Annotated in this window: 17 protein-coding genes; 9 read left to right on the plus strand and 8 right to left on the minus strand. The window is 66.0% G+C overall.

The window, feature by feature from the left end; all coding sequences use genetic code 11:
- The first annotated feature begins 23 nt into the window (after positions 1–23).
- From CLM60_RS03815 to CLM60_RS03825, 3 genes are all read left to right on the plus strand, one after another.
- On the plus strand, positions 24–767 hold the full coding sequence (locus CLM60_RS03815) for a uroporphyrinogen-III synthase (RefSeq protein WP_176473776.1): 744 nt from the start codon (positions 24–26) through the stop codon (positions 765–767).
- 129 nt (positions 768–896) lie between these two features.
- Complete coding sequence (locus CLM60_RS03820; protein WP_141246454.1) at positions 897–2,105, plus strand: COG4223 family protein; 1,209 nt, start codon at positions 897–899, stop codon at positions 2,103–2,105.
- 11 nt (positions 2,106–2,116) lie between these two features.
- Positions 2,117–3,631, plus strand: a complete 1,515-nt coding sequence (locus tag CLM60_RS03825; protein ID WP_095587843.1) for a heme biosynthesis protein HemY — start codon at positions 2,117–2,119, stop codon at positions 3,629–3,631.
- On the opposite strand, the gene modC is transcribed toward CLM60_RS03825, so the two are convergent.
- From modC to CLM60_RS03860, 7 genes are all read right to left on the minus strand, one after another.
- Positions 3,628–4,713 (minus strand): molybdenum ABC transporter ATP-binding protein, encoded by a 1,086-nt coding sequence (gene modC, locus CLM60_RS03830; protein WP_095587844.1) that lies wholly within the window; start codon positions 4,711–4,713, stop codon positions 3,628–3,630. The genes CLM60_RS03825 and modC overlap by 4 nt on opposite strands.
- Complete coding sequence (gene modB, locus CLM60_RS03835) at positions 4,710–5,402, minus strand: molybdate ABC transporter permease subunit (RefSeq protein WP_095587845.1); 693 nt, start codon at positions 5,400–5,402, stop codon at positions 4,710–4,712. The genes modC and modB overlap by 4 nt, the downstream gene beginning before the upstream one ends.
- Entirely contained in the window at positions 5,399–6,160 is a 762-nt protein-coding gene (modA, locus tag CLM60_RS03840) for a molybdate ABC transporter substrate-binding protein (protein WP_245848164.1), read from the minus strand. The genes modB and modA overlap by 4 nt, the downstream gene beginning before the upstream one ends.
- 71 nt (positions 6,161–6,231) lie before the next feature.
- Positions 6,232–7,074, minus strand: a complete 843-nt coding sequence (gene nadC / locus CLM60_RS03845) for a carboxylating nicotinate-nucleotide diphosphorylase (protein ID WP_095588012.1) — start codon at positions 7,072–7,074, stop codon at positions 6,232–6,234.
- 5 nt (positions 7,075–7,079) lie between these two features.
- Positions 7,080–8,639, minus strand: coding sequence for an L-aspartate oxidase (locus tag CLM60_RS03850; RefSeq protein ID WP_095587846.1), 1,560 nt, complete (start codon positions 8,637–8,639; stop codon positions 7,080–7,082).
- A gap of 2 nt (positions 8,640–8,641) precedes the next feature.
- Complete coding sequence (nadA, locus tag CLM60_RS03855; protein WP_095587847.1) at positions 8,642–9,694, minus strand: quinolinate synthase NadA; 1,053 nt, start codon at positions 9,692–9,694, stop codon at positions 8,642–8,644.
- A gap of 192 nt (positions 9,695–9,886) precedes the next feature.
- A complete protein-coding gene (locus CLM60_RS03860) occupies positions 9,887–10,414 on the minus strand; it encodes a DUF2478 domain-containing protein (protein ID WP_245848166.1) in 528 nt (175 codons plus the stop codon).
- A gap of 48 nt (positions 10,415–10,462) precedes the next feature.
- On the opposite strand from CLM60_RS03860, the gene CLM60_RS03865 reads away from it, so the two are divergent.
- From CLM60_RS03865 to CLM60_RS03875, 3 genes are read left to right on the plus strand one after another with little or no spacing between them, the layout of a single operon-like run.
- Entirely contained in the window at positions 10,463–11,350 is an 888-nt protein-coding gene (locus tag CLM60_RS03865) for a formate dehydrogenase accessory sulfurtransferase FdhD (protein ID WP_095587849.1), read from the plus strand.
- Complete coding sequence (mobA, locus tag CLM60_RS03870; protein ID WP_095587850.1) at positions 11,347–11,976, plus strand: molybdenum cofactor guanylyltransferase MobA; 630 nt, start codon at positions 11,347–11,349, stop codon at positions 11,974–11,976. The genes CLM60_RS03865 and mobA overlap by 4 nt, the downstream gene beginning before the upstream one ends.
- The gene (locus CLM60_RS03875) at positions 11,973–13,760 is read left to right on the plus strand and encodes a bifunctional molybdopterin-guanine dinucleotide biosynthesis adaptor protein MobB/molybdopterin molybdotransferase MoeA (RefSeq protein ID WP_095587851.1); all 1,788 of its coding nucleotides are present in this window, start codon (positions 11,973–11,975) and stop codon (positions 13,758–13,760) included. The genes mobA and CLM60_RS03875 overlap by 4 nt, the downstream gene beginning before the upstream one ends.
- A 3-nt stretch (positions 13,761–13,763) precedes the next feature.
- On the opposite strand, the gene CLM60_RS03880 is transcribed toward CLM60_RS03875, so the two are convergent.
- Positions 13,764–13,991: a sulfurtransferase TusA family protein gene (locus CLM60_RS03880; protein ID WP_095588013.1), complete on the minus strand. Its 228-nt coding sequence runs from the start codon at positions 13,989–13,991 to the stop codon at positions 13,764–13,766.
- A gap of 123 nt (positions 13,992–14,114) precedes the next feature.
- Between CLM60_RS03880 and CLM60_RS03885 the strand changes: the two genes are divergently transcribed.
- The 3 genes from CLM60_RS03885 (at position 14,115) to CLM60_RS03895 (ending at position 17,329) form a co-directional block, all read left to right on the plus strand.
- Positions 14,115–14,408, plus strand: coding sequence for a Dabb family protein (locus CLM60_RS03885; RefSeq protein ID WP_095588014.1), 294 nt, complete (start codon positions 14,115–14,117; stop codon positions 14,406–14,408).
- Positions 14,409–14,413: 5 nt separating this feature from the next.
- Positions 14,414–15,541: an aminodeoxychorismate synthase component I gene (locus CLM60_RS03890; RefSeq protein WP_095587852.1), complete on the plus strand. Its 1,128-nt coding sequence runs from the start codon at positions 14,414–14,416 to the stop codon at positions 15,539–15,541.
- Positions 15,542–15,637: 96 nt separating this feature from the next.
- On the plus strand, positions 15,638–17,329 hold the full coding sequence (locus CLM60_RS03895) for an NAD(P)H-dependent oxidoreductase subunit E (protein ID WP_095587853.1): 1,692 nt from the start codon (positions 15,638–15,640) through the stop codon (positions 17,327–17,329).
- Positions 17,330–17,331: the final 2 nt, after the last annotated feature.

The raw sequence follows: 17,331 nt of genomic DNA on the forward strand, positions 1-17,331 counted from the left end.
CGCACAATGCCAAGGGGGCGCGATTGCCGGCCACCGGACCCAGCATTCTTGTGACGCGGCCCGCCGCCCGATCCGACCGCTTTGCGCAGGCCCTGCGCGCGCAGTTCGGCGATGATTTGAACATCGTGATCGCGCCGGTGATGCGGATCGAATCGTGTGCGCCGCCAGATGCCGTGCCACCGCAAACCGATGTCATCTTCACCTCGGCCAGTGCTGTTGCGGCGCTGTGCGACCAGATGCCCGCCCCCGGCACGGCGGCCTTTTGCGTCGGCACGGCCACCACACAGGCTGCGCGCGCGGAGGATTGGCAGGCCAGCTGCGTCGGGCCGGACGCCGATGCGCTGGTGGCGGGGCTGCTGCGCGATCCGCCGTCCCGGCCGCTGATCCACATGCGTGGCACCCATGCCCGTGGCGATGTCGCGGGACGGCTCAGCGCGAATGGGGTGCCCTGCGCGGAATGCGTCGTCTATCGCCAGGTGGCCGAAACCTTGACTGTTCCGGCGCAAAAGCTGTTGAAATCCGCGTCACCGGTAATCGTGCCGCTGTTTTCCCCGCGAAGCGCGCGGCTCTTGTCGGACAAGCTGCCACCGCAGACGGGGGATCTGTGGCTGGTCACGATCAGCGCTGCCGCGACGCGCGCCTGGGGCGATGCGCCCTGTGCGCGGCTGGTTCAGGCGGAAACCCCCGATCTGCCCGGGATGCTGGCGGCCATGGCGCCGCTTATTTCGCAGGTGCGAAAGCTTGAGGGCGGGGGCCGGGCGGGCTAAGGTTCTGTCAGCAATTGTCTGACAGGTTATGAATCGGAGGGTGGGTTTATCGTGGCGGATCAAGACAAGCCAAAAAATGATGAAGAAGACACCGATCTGACATCAACGGAGTCCGGACCAGAACCGAAGGTGACGGATGACACCCCCGATGATACGCCCCAGGACGCGGATGCGCCCGAAGCCGACGCCACCGAACCCGCAGACGACGATATCGCGTCCGACACGCCGGATACCGACGAAGACGAAAGCGATCTGTTGACGCGGGTCGCGCCGGAAACGACGGCCGAACCAGAACCGCAGCCCGAGCCGGTCGCCCCGGCGCCGCGCGAATCCAGCGGCGCGGGGTTCGGTGCCTTGCTGCTGGGCGGTGTGCTGGCCGCGCTGATCGGTCTGGGTGCCGCGAAATTCATCCTGCCGCAAAGCTGGTTGACCGATCAGGGCGATACCGACGCCCTGCGCGCCACCGTTCAGGCCCAGGAAGATCGGCTGGCCACACTCAGCACCGGCATGTCCGACCTGACCCAAACCGTGCAGGACCGTTCCGGCACCGAAGCGCTGACCGCGCAGATCGCCGAGATGAACGATGCGCTTTCCGGGCGGCTGGACAAGATCGCCGAAGATGTCGCCGCACAAAGCATCTGGCTGGGCGAGATCGACGAGCGGCTGACCACGGTCGAAAAGGCGCCCCTGCGGTCGTCGAACGACGCCTCGGTCGCCGCTTATGAGCGCGAGCTGGAAAAGATGCGCACCGCGCTGGAATCGCAACAGGCCGAAAACGACCGGATCGCGGCGGATGTGTCGATGATGGCCGACCGCGCACGGTCCGAGATCGACGCCGCTTCGGACCGGGCCAAGGCGCTGGAAACCCGCGCCGCGATGCTGCGTATTCAGGCGGCGCTGGAATCCGGTGGCAGCTTTACCTCTGCCCTGTCCGATCTGGATACGGACGTGCCGCCGGCACTGTCGGCGGTCGCACAGGATGGGGTTGCCGCGCTGTCGACGCTGCAGGATGCGTTCCCCGCTGCCGCGCGCGACGGGTTGCAGGCATCGCTTCACGCCACGGCGGGCGAGGATCCGGCCAACCGGGTCAGCGCGTTTCTGCGCGGGCAGTTCGGTGTCCGTTCGCTGGAACCGCGCGAGGGGGACGACCCCGACGCGATCCTGTCGCGGGCCGAGGCCACCTTGAACAGCGGCGATGTCGCCGGTGCGCTGGCCGAGATCGTGATGCTGCCGCCCGAAGGGCAATCGGCGATGACGGATTGGGTCACCGCGGCCCGGGCGCGTCTGGACGCGCTGGCCGCCGCCGATGACCTGGCCGAAACGCTGAACATCAACTGAGGACGACAAACATGCTCTGGTCTCTGCTCAAGATCCTGTTTTTTGTTGTCCTGATTGCGGCTGTCGCGCTGGGCGCGGGCATGTTGCTGGAAACCGGCACCGGTGTCCGGCTGGCCGTGGGCAATATCGAATTCAACATGGGGCCGCTTCAGGCGGTAATCTTTGCGGTGCTGCTGATCGCGGCGGTTTGGCTGTTGCTGAAACTGGCCGGTCTGCTGGTGGCTGTGGCGCGCTTTCTGTTGGGTGATGAAACCGCGATCACGCGGTATTTCAGCCGGAACAGGGAAAGAAAGGGCTTCAAGGCGATTGCCGAAAGCCTGACCGCGCTCGCCTCGGGCGAGGGGCGCGAGGCGCTGTCGAAAGCCGCCCGTGCCGAACGTTACCTGAACCGGCCCGAGCTGACCAACCTGCTGATGGCGCAGGCGGCCGAGATGGCCGGGGACAGCAAGAAGGCGCAGGATGTCTACAAACGCCTGTTGCAGGACGACAAGACCCGTTTTGTTGGCGTGCGCGGCATCATGAAACAGCGCCTGGCCGAAGGGGACACCGACACCGCCCTGAAACTGGCCGAAAAGGCACATGACCTGAAACCCGCGCATGAAGAAGTGCAGGATATCCTGTTGCAGCTTCAGGCCGACCATGCGGACTGGACCGGCGCGCGCAAGACGCTGAATTCCAAGTTGAAAACCGGGGTCCTGCCGCGTGATGTGCACCGGCGCCGCGATGCGACCCTGGCCCTGTCCGAGGCGCGCGATATCCTGGCCGACGGCAAGACGGTCGAGGCACGCGAAGCCGCGATCGAGGCCAACCGCCTGTCGCCCGACCTGATCCCCGCCGCCGCGATGGCCGCACGGTCCTATATTGAACAGGGCAAGCCGCGCTATGCCACGCGGATCCTGAAAAAGGCTTGGGGCGTGCAGCCGCATCCCGATCTGGCCTCGGCCTTTGCCGAGATCATGCCCGATGAAACGCCCGAGGCACGGATCAAGCGGTTCCGGGCGCTGACCTCGATCACGCCGGATGACCCCGAAAGCCGCATGCTGACCGCCGAGCTTTACATCGCGGCCGAGGATTTCCCCGCCGCGCGCAAGGCGCTGGGCACGCTGGCCGAAACCCACCCGACCGCGCGGGCGCTGACGCTGATGGCGGCCATCGAACGCGGCGAGGGGTCGGATGACAGCGTGGTACGCGGCTGGCTGACCAAGGCGCTGACCGCCTCGCGCGGGCCGCAGTGGACCTGCGACAAATGCGGCACTGTTCATGCCGAATGGGCGCCGGTTTGCCAGCATTGCGGCAGCTTCGACACCCTGTCGTGGAAAGAGGCCGCGGCGGGCGAGATCGCGATGCCACGCTCGACCGAGATGCTGCCGCTGATCGTCGGCGCGATTGCCGATCAGACGCAGGCCGACGAGGATGACGCCGATATCGTCGAGGCGGAAGAGGTCGACGAGACCGACGAGTCCGAGGTCCCCGAGACAGCCGAGGTGATCGAGATCGTCCCCGCAGAGAAGAAAGCCGCCAGCTAGCCCTTGCCGATATCTTCGGGCGCGACAGCCACCGATTTGATCACCGCGTAACAGGGTTGTCCGACCGACAGGTTCAGCGCGGTGATCGACCGCCGCGTGACCCGCGCCAGAATCCGCCCGGCGCGGGTGTCGACCGACACGATGGCCCCCGGCCCGTCGCCCGTGCGGATATCGCGCACCGTCCCGGACAGGATGTTCAACGCCGACAGCCCCACGGGTTCCGTCGTGGCCAGAACCACATCATGGGCCGTGATCCGCACCCGCACCGGCTGTCCGGGATCGCGCGCGATATGGGGCAGAAACAGGCTGGCGCCGCCCGCGTCCAGCTCGGTCAGGCCATCGTCATGGTGCCGCGCGACCTTCGCCTGCAAAATCGCGCCGATGGATCGGCTGCCCTGGGGCCGAAAGCCGGGATCGCCCAGAACCTCGGCCGCCGGTCCCTGATGCCGCACGCGGCCACGGTCGATGGCGATGACGGTCGTTGCCAGGCGCGCGACCTCGGTCGCGGAATGGCTGACATAAAGGATCGGGATGGTGAATTCGTCCCGTAGCCGCTCGAAATAGGGCATCAGCTCTGCCTTGCGCGGCTCGTCCAGCGCCGAAAGCGGCTCGTCCGCCAGGATCAGCTGCGGATGCGCCAACAGCGCCCGTCCGATGGCCACGCGCTGTTTTTCCCCGCCCGACAGCGAGCCGGGCCGCCGATCCAGCAACGCCCCGATCCCCAACAGGTCGATCACCTTGTCGGGGTCTTCCGCCGGGCCGCCCGCGCGCGCAAACCAGCGGCCATACAGCAGGTTCTGTTTCACCGTCAGATGCGGGAACAGTCGCCCTTCCTGAAAAATATAGCCCAGCTTGCGCCGATGCGGCGGCAGCCAGACGCGGTTTTCGGTATCGACCAATACGCGGTTTTCGACACTGATCCGCCCGGAATCGGGCCTGAGCAGCCCCGAAACCGCATTCACGACGGTGGTTTTCCCCGACCCCGATTGCCCGAACAGCACGGTCAGCCCCGGCGGCGCGTCGAACCGGATGTCCAGATCAAAATCCGGCAGCCGGTGGCTCAGGCGGACCGACAGGCTCATGCGCCCGCCACCCGGCGTGCGGCGCGATGGGCCAGAAATTCGGACAGCAAAAGCGCGCCGACGGCAATGACGACCGAAATCACCACAAGCCGCAGCGCCGCGCCCTCGCCCCCCGGAACCTGCAGGAAGCCATAGATCGCGGTGGGCAGCGTGCGGGTCTCGCCCGGGATGTTCGATACAAACGTGATCGTCGCGCCGAATTCGCCCATTGCTTTGGCAAAGGCCAGAACGGTACCGGCCAGAATCCCCGGCAGGATCAGCGGCAGGGTGACGGTGACAAAGACCCACAGGCGCGAGGCGCCCAGCGTCGCGGCGGCCTGTTCCAGTTTCGGATCGACCGCCTCGATCGACAGGCGGATCGCCCGGACCATCAGCGGGAACGCCATCACCCCCGCTGCCAGCGCCGCACCGGTCCAGCGAAAGGCGAAAACAAGACCCCATTCCTGCAGAAAACTGCCCAAAGCACCGCGCGTGCCAAAGGTCAGCAGCAGCAGGTAACCGGTCACGACCGGCGGCATGATCAGCGGCAAATGCACCAGCGCATTCAGCGCCTGTTTGCCCGGAAAGCTGTGGCGCGCCAGCACATAGGCGGTCAGCGTGCCCAGCGGAAGCGCGACCAGCGTGGCCCAGAACGACACCTTCAGCGACAGCGCGACCGCCTGCCATTCCTCGGGCCCAAGCCAGCTCATCGGTCGGCCTGCATCACGGCGAACCCCGCCGCGCCGAAGATCGCGCGCGCCTGATCCGACAGCAGATAGGCCATGAACCGTTGGCTGGCGGGGCTGTCCCGGCCCGCCACGATCGCGGCGGGATAGATGATGGGCGGATGGCTGTCGGCGGGAAATTCGGCCAGCACCTGCACGCGCGGCTCGGCCAGTGCATCGGTCTGGTAAACGATGCCGCGCGGCGCCTCGCCCAAAGCAACCAGCGCCAGCGCGGCGCGCACATTGTCGGTCTGGACCACGCGCGATTGCAGGGCGGGCCATTCCCCCAGCGTTTCCAGCGCGGCCTTGCCATAGATACCGGCCGGCACCGCATCGACCAGCGCCATGGCGATGCGCCCGTCACCGAAATCCAGCCCCTTGATCCGGGGACGGGTGGGGGCGATCAACACCAGCCGGTTGCGCAGCAGGTCAACCCGCGTGGCGGCGTCGATCAGGCCGCGGTCCTGCAACCAATCCATCCAGTCGGGATTGGCCGACAGATAGATGTCAGCCGGCGCGCCCTGTTCGATCTGCCGCGCCAGCGTCGACGAACCGGCCATCGACAGGCGCACCTGATCCGAAGTCTGTCGTTCATAGCTTGCGGCGATCTGTTCCAGCGACTCTTTCAGGCTGGCGGCGGCGAAAACGGTGATCTGGACCGCCGATGCCGCAGGTGCCCACAGGCCCGCCAGCAGGGTCAGAACAAGCGAAATCCGCTGGAACAGGGTCTTTTTCGAACGCACGCAGGGTTTCTCCGCAACTGCCGTATACCTACGGATATCGGATGGGTTCGCGCCCGCGCAAGCTTCGTGGCTCAGAAATCCAGGCCCAGGTCCAGCGTGCGCGCCGAATGGGTCAGCGCCCCGGAGGAGATATAGTCGACGCCGGTGGCCGCAACCTCGGCAATGCGGGGCAGTTTCATGTTGCCCGACGCCTCGGTCACGATCTTGCCGCGGCACATCTGAACCGCCTGTGCCAGGGTGGGCGTGTCCATGTTGTCCAGCAGCGCCACATCGGCGCCGCCTGTCTCCAGCACCTGTTCCAGCTGGTCCAACCGATCAACCTCGATCTCGACACGCATCATGTGCGAGGCCGTGGCGCGCGCGGCTTTCAGCACCGCCGGAACGCCCCCGGCGGCGGCGATGTGGTTGTCCTTGATCAGGATCGCGTCCGACAGGGAATAGCGGTGATTGAACCCACCGCCATGCAGCACGGCCTGTTTTTCGACCAGCCGCAGGCCCGGCGTCGTCTTGCGGGTGCAGGTGATGCGCGTGTCGGTGCCACGGGTTTCGGCGACGAAAGAGGCGGTCAGCGTGGCGATGCCCGACAGCCGCCCGGCAAAGTTCAGCGCGACCCGTTCGCCCGACAGGATCGACGCGGCGGAGCCTTCGATCGTCATCAGCGTGTCACCCGGCACGATTTCTGCGCCATCGGCTTTCAGCGTTTCCACCTTCAGCGCCGGATCGACCAGATGAAAGGCGATGCGCGCGATCTGCATGCCCGACACGACGCCGGGTTCGCGCGCGTTGATCCGCGCGGCATAGGTGGTGTCGGCGGGGATCACGGCGCGCGTGGTCACATCGCCATAGGTGCCCAGATCCTCCATCAGCGCAGCGCGGACCAGCGGTTCCAGGATCAGATCGGGCAGGGGGGGCATGGGGGTCAAATCGTGGCCTCCTTTAGCGCGGAATCGCGGATTTTCAGAGCCTGTTCCAGCGTAATTCGTGTCCGACTGGCTTGTGCCGGATCGGGTTCTGGGAAATCGTCGCGGAAATGTCCGCCCCGGCTTTCCTGCCGTTGCAGGGCGGCGGCCGCGATCAGCGTCGCGGTGGCGGTCATGTTCAGAAAACCCACTGCCGGGTTGGCCTGTTCCAACCGCGCGATGGTGCGCAGCGCGGTTTTCAGACCCTGCGCGTTGCGGCGCACGCCGACATGATCGGTCATGGTTTGGCGCAGCTCGGCCACCGCGTCGGGGTCGGGCAGCGCGCCGCCATCGGCGAAGTCTGGCGCGACCGGCGTCGCGTGATCCACCGCCGGCAAGGTCGCGGCAATGTCCCGCGCGGCGGCGCGGGCGTAAACCAGCGCCTCGAGCAACCCGTTTGAGGCCAGGCGGTTCGCCCCATGCAGGCCGGTGGACGATGCCTCGCCACAGACCCACAGCCCCTCAAGGCTCGCACGTCCGTTCATGTCGGTGTCCACCCCGCCCATGTGGTAATGCGCGGCGGTGGTGACCGGGATCGGCTGGTGAACAGGGTCTATTCCGGCCCGAATGCAGGTTTCCGCGACGGATGGGAAGCGTGTCAGAACCTCTGCACCCAATGCCTGACGGGTGTCCAGCATCGGGCGCTTGCCCGCCTGAGTCTGGGCAAAGATCGCGCGCGCCACGATGTCGCGCGGGGCAAGCTCGGCATCGGGATGCACGGCCAACATGAACCGTTCGCCATCGGCATTGATCAGCGTCGCGCCATCGCCGCGCAGCGCCTCGGTCGCCAGCGGCGCGGGGTCTTCGTTAATGTCAAAGGCCGTGGGGTGGAATTGCACGAATTCCGGGTCGCCGATCACCGCCCCGGCGCGGGCGGCAAAGCCGATCACCTGGCCACGGATGCGCGGCGGGTTCGTGGTCACGGCATAAAGCCCGCCCGAACCGCCACCGGCCAGCAGGATCGCGGGCGCGCGCATCAGCACTGGCGCGGACGGATCACCCGCACGCTCGATCCAGATGCCGGTGACGCGGTCGCCATCGGTTTCCAGCGCCAGCGCCAGTGCATGTTCCAGGATCTGGACCGACGGGGTCGCGCGGACCTGTTCGATCAGGGTTTCCATGATCTGCCGACCCGCTTGGTCGCCCTGCACCCGCACCACGCGGGCGCGGGAATGTGCGGCCTCGCGGCTCATGACATAGCCGCCATCGGGTCCGCGATCGAAGGGCGTGCCAAGCGCGGTCAGGTCCAGAATATGGTCGCGCGCGTGTGCGGTCACCATCGCGGCGACGTCCGTATCGACGGTGCCCGCCCCGGCCACGACCGTATCGCGGGCGTGATCGTCGGGGCTGTCGGCGGCATCCATCGCCGCCGCCACGCCGCCCTGCGCCCAGGCCGAGCTGGCCCCGCGCCCCAACGGCTCGGGCGAGATCATCAGGACCGGACGCGGCGCCAGTTCCAGCGCGGCATAAAGCGCGCCCAGCCCCGCGCCGACAATGACGATCCGTTGGGTGTCGATCACGCTCAGATGCCCAGTTCCCGGCTCAGGTCGATCATCCGTTCGACCGCGATCCGGGCCTTTTCGGCCACATCAGGGTCGACTTTGACCTCTTCGGTCAGGGTGTGCAGCGACCACAGGATCTTCTCCAGCGTGATCTTCTTCATGTATGGGCACATGTTGCAGGGGCCGACGAAATCGACCTCGGGCAGGGCATCGGCGATGTTCGAGGCCATCGAACATTCCGTCACCAGCATCGCCTTTTCCGGCTTCTGCTCGGTCACGTATTTGATGATCCCGCTGGTCGAGCCCGAGAAATCCGACGCCTCGACCACCGAGGGCGGGCATTCGGGATGCGCGATGATGCGCGTGCCGGGGTTCCATTCGCGGAAATCGTGGATGTCCTGCGCGGTGTATTGTTCGTGCACGATGCACGACCCTTCCCACCAGACGACGTTCTTCTCCGGCACCTCGGCCGCGACGTTCTGGGCCAGGTACTGGTCGGGGGTCATGATGACCGTGTGGCTGTCCATCGCGCGCACGATGGCCGCGGCATTGGACGAGGTGCAGCAGATATCGGACGCCGCCTTCACCTCGGCCGTGGTGTTCACGTAAGAAACGACCGGCGCGCCGGGGTATTTCGCACGCATCTGGGCGATGCCATCGGCGGTGATGCTTTCGGCCAGCGAACAGCCCGCTTTCATGTCGGGGATCAGCACCGTTTTCGCCGGATTCAGGATCTTTGACGTTTCGGCCATGAAATGCACACCGCATTGCACGATGATGTCTTCCTTGACCTTCGTCGCCTCGATCGCCAGTTGCAGGCTGTCACCCACCACATCGGCCACACCATGATAGATGTCGGGCGTCATATAGTTATGCGCCAGAATGACGGCGTTCTTTTCCTTTTTCAGCTTGTTGATCGCATCGACATAGGGCGCGTGCATGGCCCAGTCCGCCGGGGTTACGACGCGGTCCATCCGCGTGTAAAGATCGGCCAGATCGGCGGCCAATTGCGGGTTGGGGGCCAGGTTGTAAGTCTCGGCCAGTTCCTGACGGGCTGTTTCAAGTGCGGGCACTGTTTCCTCCAAAGCTGATTGGCGCGGAACAAGCTGCCCCGGACAACGGCCAGACAGCTTTTAAAGCAAAACCAGCAGGTTGGTCCATCCTGCATATGGTGTCCGCGCGAACGGGCGCATGTCCTTGATATAAGGGCTGGGTGGCCGGGATTTTATGCTTCGCCTGCGGTGAATTTCCGGCGAAATTGCCCCTTAAACGGCGGTGTCGCGCATCCGGGCATTGGCCCAGTTCAGGACGTTTTCCGCTGTGTTCGGCAGTAATTCGGCATAGTCTTCGGCGAACTCCAGAAACGCGGGCAGGTTGGTTTCCCCCACCGCCGTCAGCACCGGAATGCCAGCCGCCAGCGCCTCGCCGATCACGGGGCGAAAGCCGCGGCCGTCGGCCTCCTGCTTGCCGAACTTGTTGACGATCAGGATATCGCCGCCCGCCTCGACATGCGCGGCCACCAGCCCGACGGCGCGTTCCAGCCCATCGGGGTCCAGCCGGCAGCCCTTGGACAGCGCGCCCAGGTTCTGGCTGATCCGCACCACGTCGTCACCGTTCAGGATATGCAGGTCCATGTGGCATTTGGTGTCCGGATCGGTCACCAGATTGACCTGTACCGCGCCGATCACATGCACGCCATCCGCGCGCAGGCGGGTCGCGACCGCGCGCATCAGATCGTCGGTGACCCCCGGCTCCCTTGCGATGACATAGCCCAGCATGGCTTTCCCTTGCATGTCCCCTGACTGGACTACAAGATGCGCTGCGACACGGAAAAGCAACCCTTGACGGAGCTCGACTTGACCCCGCCCGACCTGCCCCTTTTGCCCAACCCCGACGATCCGCGCCTGACGCGGGCTGTGCGCGGCACCGACCAGACCGGGCAAGAGGTCGAGATCGCCGTGGTCGAGGAACGCCCCCTGACGATCTATCTGAACCGGCAGGAAATCGTCACCGCGATGACGATTGGCGATTATCCCGACTATCTGGCGCTGGGGTTTCTGCGCAATCAGGGGATGCTGCTGGACGACGATATCGTGACCGCCGTCGACTATGATGACGAGGTCGAGACCGTCGTCGTCCGGACCGAGCGCGAGACCTCCTATGAGGAAAAGGTGCAGAAAAAGACCCGCACCAGCGGGTGCGCGGTCGGCACCGTTTTCGGCGACATGATGGAGGGGCTGGAGGGCCTGACCCTGCCCCCGGCCGAGCTGCGCACAAGCTGGCTTTATGCGCTGGCGCACCGGATCAACACCATGCCGTCGCTGTATCTGCAAGCCGGGGCAATACATGGCACGGTGCTCTGCCAACAGGACCAGCCGCTGGTCTATATGGAGGATGTCGGTCGCCATAATGCCGTCGACAAGGTCGCGGGCTTCATGTTCCGCCATGACGTATCGGCGGCGGACAAGATCCTGTACACCACCGGGCGGCTGACCTCGGAAATGGTGATCAAGACGGCGCTGATGGGCATCCCGGTTCTGGCCTCGCGCTCGGGCTTCACCGCCTGGGGGGTCGAGATCGCGCGCCAGGTCGGCCTGACCCTGATCGGGCGGATGCGGGGGCAGCGGTTCGTCTGTCTGTCGGGCGAGGAACGGCTGGTACGCGACATCGATCCAGAGACTGTTCCCGCCGAAAACCGCAAATCTGCCCGCAAAGGGGCGGCGGAATGAGCGCGCCACCGGGCGTCATCCTGGCGGGCGGTCTGGCGACCCGGATGGGCGGCGGCGACAAGTGCCTGTTGCCGCTTCGGTCGGGCACCCTTCTGGACGCCGTGATCGCGCGGGCCGCGCCGCAAATGGGCGCGCTGGCATTGAACGCCAATGGCGATCCGGCGCGGTTTGACGATTATGGCTTGCCGGTTCTGCCCGACAGCATCGGCGGCTATCCCGGCCCGCTGGCCGGTGTTCTGGCCGGCCTCGATTGGGCGGTGGAACAGGGCGCGGACCGGATCGTGACCGTCGCCGCCGATACGCCGTTTTTCCCCACCGATCTTGTGGCGCGGCTACAGGCCGCGTCGGCGGGCCAGACCCATCCGCTGGTTCTGGCCGCGACCCCGCGCGGGGGCGAGGTGACGAAATCCATGAAAGGGGGGCTCATCCGCCACCCCACATTCGGCCTGTGGCCCGTGGCGCTGCGCGACGATCTGCGCGCGGCCTTGCGGGACGGGTTGAAAAAGGTCGTGCTGTGGACCGACCGGCATGACGGGCGGCTGGCCGAATTTCCGGTGAACGGGTTCGATCCGTTCTTCAACATCAACACGCCCGACGATCTGACCGAAGCCGAGGCGCTGACATGAAGGTCTACGGCGTCACCGGCTGGAAGAACGCAGGCAAAACCGGGCTGATGGAGCGGCTGGTGGCCGAGATCACCGCGCGCGGCCTGACGGTGTCGACGATCAAGCACGCCCATCACAGCACCGACGTCGACCAGCCGGGGCGCGACAGTTATCGCCACCGCGCGGCTGGCGCGCGCGAGGTGTTGCTCTCCTCGCCCCACCGCTGGGCGCTGATGCACGAACTGCGCGAGGCCGACGAGCCGCCGCTGGCCGATCTGCTGGCGCGGCTGTCCTCCGCCGATCTGGTGCTGGTCGAGGGGTACAAGGGCGCCGCGCACCCCAAGGTCGAGGCGCATCGCGCCGCCAATGGCAAGCCGCCGCTGGCTGTCGAAAACGCGACGATCACCGCGATTGCCGCCGATGCGCCCGTGACCACGCCGCTGCCGCGTTTCGATCTGGACGATACCGCCGCGATTGCGGATTTCATCCTGACAGAGCTGGGGTTGATGGACCAACCCGCGCCGGTTCAATCCGCCGCCGACCTGATCCCGCCCCGGCTGAAGGATGACTGTTTCGCGATGCCGCAGGGTGTGGATTGGGTGCCGGTCAATCAGGCTCTATCCCGGCTGAAATCGGTGCTGCATCCGGTGACGAGTGTGGAAAATGTCGCCACGGCGCAGGCGCGCGGCCGGGTGCTGGCGCGCGATGCGATGGCCCGCCGGTCGAACCCGCCACGCCCCAACTCGGCGGTCGATGGTTATGGCTTCGCCCATGCGGCGACCGGGTCGGGCGTACAGCGCCTGCCGCTGGCGGCGGGGCGCGCGGCGGCGGGGCAACCCTTTGCCGGGGCGGTGCCGCATGGATCGGCGATCCGGATCCTGACCGGTGCGATCCTGCCCGATGGGGTCGACACCGTTGTGTTGGAGGAAGACACCGTCACCGATGGCGCCACCGTCGCCTTTGACGGCCCGGTCAAGCCTGGCGCGAACACGCGCAAGGCGGGCGAGGACGTGGTGGCCGACACCCTTGCCCTGCCCGCTGGTCACCGGATGCGCGCGCCCGATCTGGCGCTTTTGTCCGCGCTGGGCGTGGCGTCGGTTGATGTTTACCGCAAGCTGCGCGTCGGCGTGTTGTCGACGGGGGACGAGATCGTGCCCGCCCCCGACCTGCCCGCCGCGCCGCACCAGATCTGGGATGCCAACCGTCCGATGCTGCTGTCGCTGGCCGCGGGCTGGGGGTTCGATCCGGTCGATCTGGGCCATGTGAATGACGACCCGGCGCAGATTCAGAACCGCCTGGACGCCGGGGCGGAACAGGCGGATGTGATCCTGACCTCGGGCGGGGCCTCGGCGGGGGATGAGGATCACGTTTCGACCCTGTTACGCCAGAAAGGCACGCTGTCCAGTTGGCGCATCGCGCTGAAACCCGGTCGCCCACTGGCGCTGTCGCAATGGCAGGGGGTGCCGGTTTTCGGCCTGCCGGGCAATCCGGTCGCGGCCTTTGTCTGTGCGCTGATCTTCGCCCGGCCCGCGCTTTCGATGCTGTCTGGCGCGGGCTGGCAAATGCCGCAGGGGTTCGAGGTGCCGGCCGCGTTTTCCAAGCGCAAGAAGGCCGGGCGGCGTGAATACTTGCGCGCCCGCCTGAGCGAGGATGGCACGGCCGAGGTGTTCCGGTCCGAGGGGTCGGGCCGGATCAGCGGGCTGTCATGGGCGACGGGGCTGGTCGAATTGCCGGACGATGCGTTGGAGGTGACGCCGGGCACCCCGGTCCGTTACCTGCCATATACCAGTTTTGGGGTGGAATAGAGCCTATTTCCGGCGGATCAGATAGTTTTGAACCGGCCCGTCCTGGGCGCTGCTGATCAGCTCGTGCCCGGACTCGGCGCAGAAATGCGGCACATCGACCACCGCTGCCGGATCGTCCGCCTGCATCCGCAGCACCTGGCCGGGCTGCATCGCCAGCAGCCGTTTGCGCGCCTTCAGCACGGGCAGCGGGCACAAAAGCCCGATAGCGTCCAGATCGTGATCCCATTCCATGCGATGGTGATAGGCAAAGCGGCAAGCGGTGTCCATGCGGGAACTTGGCCGCCTTTCCCCGTTGCACCGCCCCCGGAATTGCCCCAAATGAGGGGCGCAGACCTGAAAAGCGGGGCCAAGACCATGGCAGACAGATCCTTCATCCGGCACGTCGTCTTTTTCAGCGCGACGGACAAGGCCGATATCGAGCGCATCGTCGCGGGCCTGTCGCGGCTGGGCAATATCCCGCATTCCACCGTGTTCGAGGTGGTCGAAAACAGCCGCGTTGACGCGCTGTCGGGCGAGGTCGATGTCGTCGTCTATGCCGAATTCGCGGATGACGCGGCGCTGCAGGCCTATAAATTCCACCCGATCTATCAGGAAGCGATCGACATCGTGCGCCCGCTGCGAGAGCTGCGCATCGCCGCAGATTTCTGAGTGCGATGCCGCAGCCCAGGGTAAGCTTCGATCGCGGCCCGCTGCCCGGCGGGACCACGTTTCAGAACCCGGTGGACCGGATCACCGCCGATACGCCCGATCAGGTGGACGCGGCCTTTGCCGCCATGGCGCGGGCACGGGCCGGGGGCAAATGGCTGGCCGGGTACGCCAGTTACGAGCTGGGCTATGCCCTGTGTTCGAAGCTGAACGATCTGATGCCGGGCGACCGGGGGCTGCCATTGTTGCAGTTCGGCGTGTTCGACGCGCCCGCAGCGCCCGATGAAATCACACCCGAACCGTTTACTTTGGGCCATTTTCAGGCGGAATGGTCCCTGAATGACTATGCCCAAGCCTTTCAGACACTGCATGACCATATCGCGGCAGGCGATATCTATCAGGCGAACCTGACCTTCCCGCTGACCGCGCCTTTTACCGGGTCGGTCGAGGGGTTGTACCGCGCCCTGGCGCAAGGCCAGCCGGTGCCGCATGGCGCCTTTGTCGATCTGGGCGGGCCGGTGATCCTGTCGCGCTCGCCGGAATTGTTCTTTGCCTGCGATGCCCGCGGGAGGCTGACCGCGCGGCCGATGAAGGGCACCGCGCCCCGTGGTGCAACGCGGGCCGAGGATGACGCGCTGCGCGACGCGCTGCAGGCATCGGAAAAGAACCGGGCCGAGAACCTGATGATCGTCGATCTGCTGCGCAACGACATGGCGCGGGTCTCGCGGATCGGCAGCGTGCGGGTGCCCGAGCTGTTTACCGTCGAACGCTATGACACGCTGCATCAGATGACCTCGCGCATCACGTCGGATCTGTTGCCGGGCATTTCGATCAGGGATCTGTTCGCGGCGCTGTTTCCCTGTGGCTCGATCACCGGGGCGCCCAAGATCCGCGCGATGGAGATCCTGCGCGGGTTGGAGCCCGCGCCGCGTGACATCTATTGCGGGTCGATCGGCTGGATCGCGCCGGACGGGGCGATGGAATTCAACGTGGCGATCCGCACGCTGGTCTGTTTCCCCGATGGCACCGCGCGGCTGAACGCGGGCGGCGGTGTGGTCCATGACAGCACCTCGCCCGAGGAATATGCCGAGGCGCTGTTGAAGACCCGGTTTGCCGATTTGCGTGGGGAAGTTTGATAGAGGTCTTCTATCAATCAACCGATCTCTGATATTGACTGAGCGCCCAAATCGCCCACTCTGCCCCCCTCTGAAGCCAATTGGGAGGCCGCGCGGATGGCTCTGGATCAGCAGAAGGGTATTTGGAAATCGGGGCGTGGCGGCGGCAAGGGCCGCGCGACGCCCAAGGGCCGGCAGCTTGACGATTCCGCCTGGAATGAGGTCAAAGCGCTGCTGGGCGACCGCCCGCGTCGGCGCGATCTGCTGATCGAACATCTGCACCTGATCCAGGACCGCTATGGCTGCCTGTCCGCGCCGCATTTGCGCGCCCTGGCCGAGGAAATGCGCCTGTCCATGGCCGAGATCTGGGAGGTTGCGACGTTTTACGCGCATTTCGATCCCATCACCGAAGACGAAACACCCCCGCCCGACCTGACGATCCGGGTGTGCGACTCGCTGTCATGTGAGTTGGCCGGGTCCGAGGCGTTGTTCGATGCCCTTAGCACCGGGCAGGACCCGTCGAAGATCCGCGTGCTGCGCGCGCCCTGCATGGGCCGTTGCGACACCGCCCCGGTGGTCGAGATCGGCCACCGCCATGTCGACCACGCCACGCCGGACAAGATCGACACCGTGATCGCCAGCGGCGATTTCCACCCCGAGATGCCGGATTACCAAGGGCTGGACGCCTATGTTGCCACTGGCGGCTATGCCGAGCTGAAAGCGCTGCGCGCCAATGGCGATTGGGAGCAGGTGCAGGATGACTTGGCCACTGCCGGGCTGCGCGGCATGGGCGGCGCCGGGTTCCCGTCGGGCAAGAAATGGGGCTTCGTGCGCGCCAATCCTGGCCCGCGCCTGTTGGCTGTGAACGGGGACGAGGGCGAACCGGGCACGTTCAAGGACCGCTTCTATCTGGAACGCACCCCGCATCTGATGCTCGAAGGGATGCTGATCGCCGCCTGGGCGGTCGAGGCCGAAAAATGCTTCATCTATATGCGCGACGAATACCCCGCCGTGCTGGAAATCCTGCGGCGCGAGATCGCGGCGCTTGAGGGCGCGGGCATCGTCACGCCGGGCTACATTGACCTGCGCCGGGGTGCGGGCGCCTATATCTGCGGCGAGGAAAGCGCGATGATCGAAAGCATCGAGGGCAAGCGCGGCATCCCCCGCCTGCGTCCGCCCTATGTCGCGCAGGTGGGTATCTTCGGCCAGCCCACCTTGGTGCATAATGTCGAGACCCTGTACTGGATCGCGCGCATCTGCCGCGAGGGGCACGAGATCAAGTCTGAAGTGATCCATAACGACCGCAAGGGGATGCGCAGCTATTCCGTGTCGGGGCGCGTGGCCAAGCCCGGCGTCTATGCGCTGCCCGCCGGGTCGACAATCACCGACGTGATCGCCGCTGCCGGTGGTATGGCGCCGGGGCATGTCTTCAAGGCCTATCAGCCGGGCGGGCCGTCCTCGGGGCTGCTGCCGGCGTCGCTGAACGATGTGCCGCTGGATTTCGACACGTTGCAGCCGCATGACACGTTCATCGGCTCGGCCGCGGTGGTGGTATTGTCGGACCAGGACAGCGCGCGTGATGCGGCACTGAATATGCTGAATTTCTTTGAATCCGAAAGTTGCGGGCAATGCACGCCCTGCCGTGTGGGCTGCGAAAAGGCGGTGAAGCTGATGCAGGCCGAAACCTGGGATCGTGAACTGCTGGAGGATCTGTGCACGGTGATGGCCGATGCGTCGATCTGCGGCTTGGGACAGGCGGCGCCGAACCCGATCCGGCTGGTCCTGAAACATTTCAGCGAGGAGGTCTGAGC

The organism is Actibacterium ureilyticum (assembly GCF_002285435.1).
In the GTDB taxonomy this organism is placed as follows: domain Bacteria; phylum Pseudomonadota; class Alphaproteobacteria; order Rhodobacterales; family Rhodobacteraceae; genus Actibacterium_C; species Actibacterium_C ureilyticum.

What these genes read in the sequence shown, in the direction of transcription:
- CLM60_RS03825 (WP_095587843.1), top strand. Translation starts at nt 2,117, where the DNA reads ATGCTCTGGTCTCTGCTCAAGATCCTGTTTTTTGTTGTCCTGATTGCG.
- modC (WP_095587844.1), bottom strand. Translation starts at nt 4,713, where the DNA reads ATGAGCCTGTCGGTCCGCCTGAGCCACCGGCTGCCGGATTTTGATCTG.
- modB (WP_095587845.1), bottom strand. Translation starts at nt 5,402, where the DNA reads ATGAGCTGGCTTGGGCCCGAGGAATGGCAGGCGGTCGCGCTGTCGCTG.
- nadC (WP_095588012.1), bottom strand. Translation starts at nt 7,074, where the DNA reads ATGCCCCCCCTGCCCGATCTGATCCTGGAACCGCTGGTCCGCGCTGCG.
- CLM60_RS03860 (WP_245848166.1), bottom strand. Translation starts at nt 10,414, where the DNA reads ATGCAAGGGAAAGCCATGCTGGGCTATGTCATCGCAAGGGAGCCGGGG.
- mobA (WP_095587850.1), top strand. Translation starts at nt 11,347, where the DNA reads ATGAGCGCGCCACCGGGCGTCATCCTGGCGGGCGGTCTGGCGACCCGG.
- CLM60_RS03875 (WP_095587851.1), top strand. Translation starts at nt 11,973, where the DNA reads ATGAAGGTCTACGGCGTCACCGGCTGGAAGAACGCAGGCAAAACCGGG.
- CLM60_RS03880 (WP_095588013.1), bottom strand. Translation starts at nt 13,991, where the DNA reads ATGGAATGGGATCACGATCTGGACGCTATCGGGCTTTTGTGCCCGCTG.
- CLM60_RS03885 (WP_095588014.1), top strand. Translation starts at nt 14,115, where the DNA reads ATGGCAGACAGATCCTTCATCCGGCACGTCGTCTTTTTCAGCGCGACG.
- CLM60_RS03890 (WP_095587852.1), top strand. Translation starts at nt 14,414, where the DNA reads ATGCCGCAGCCCAGGGTAAGCTTCGATCGCGGCCCGCTGCCCGGCGGG.
- CLM60_RS03895 (WP_095587853.1), top strand. Translation starts at nt 15,638, where the DNA reads ATGGCTCTGGATCAGCAGAAGGGTATTTGGAAATCGGGGCGTGGCGGC.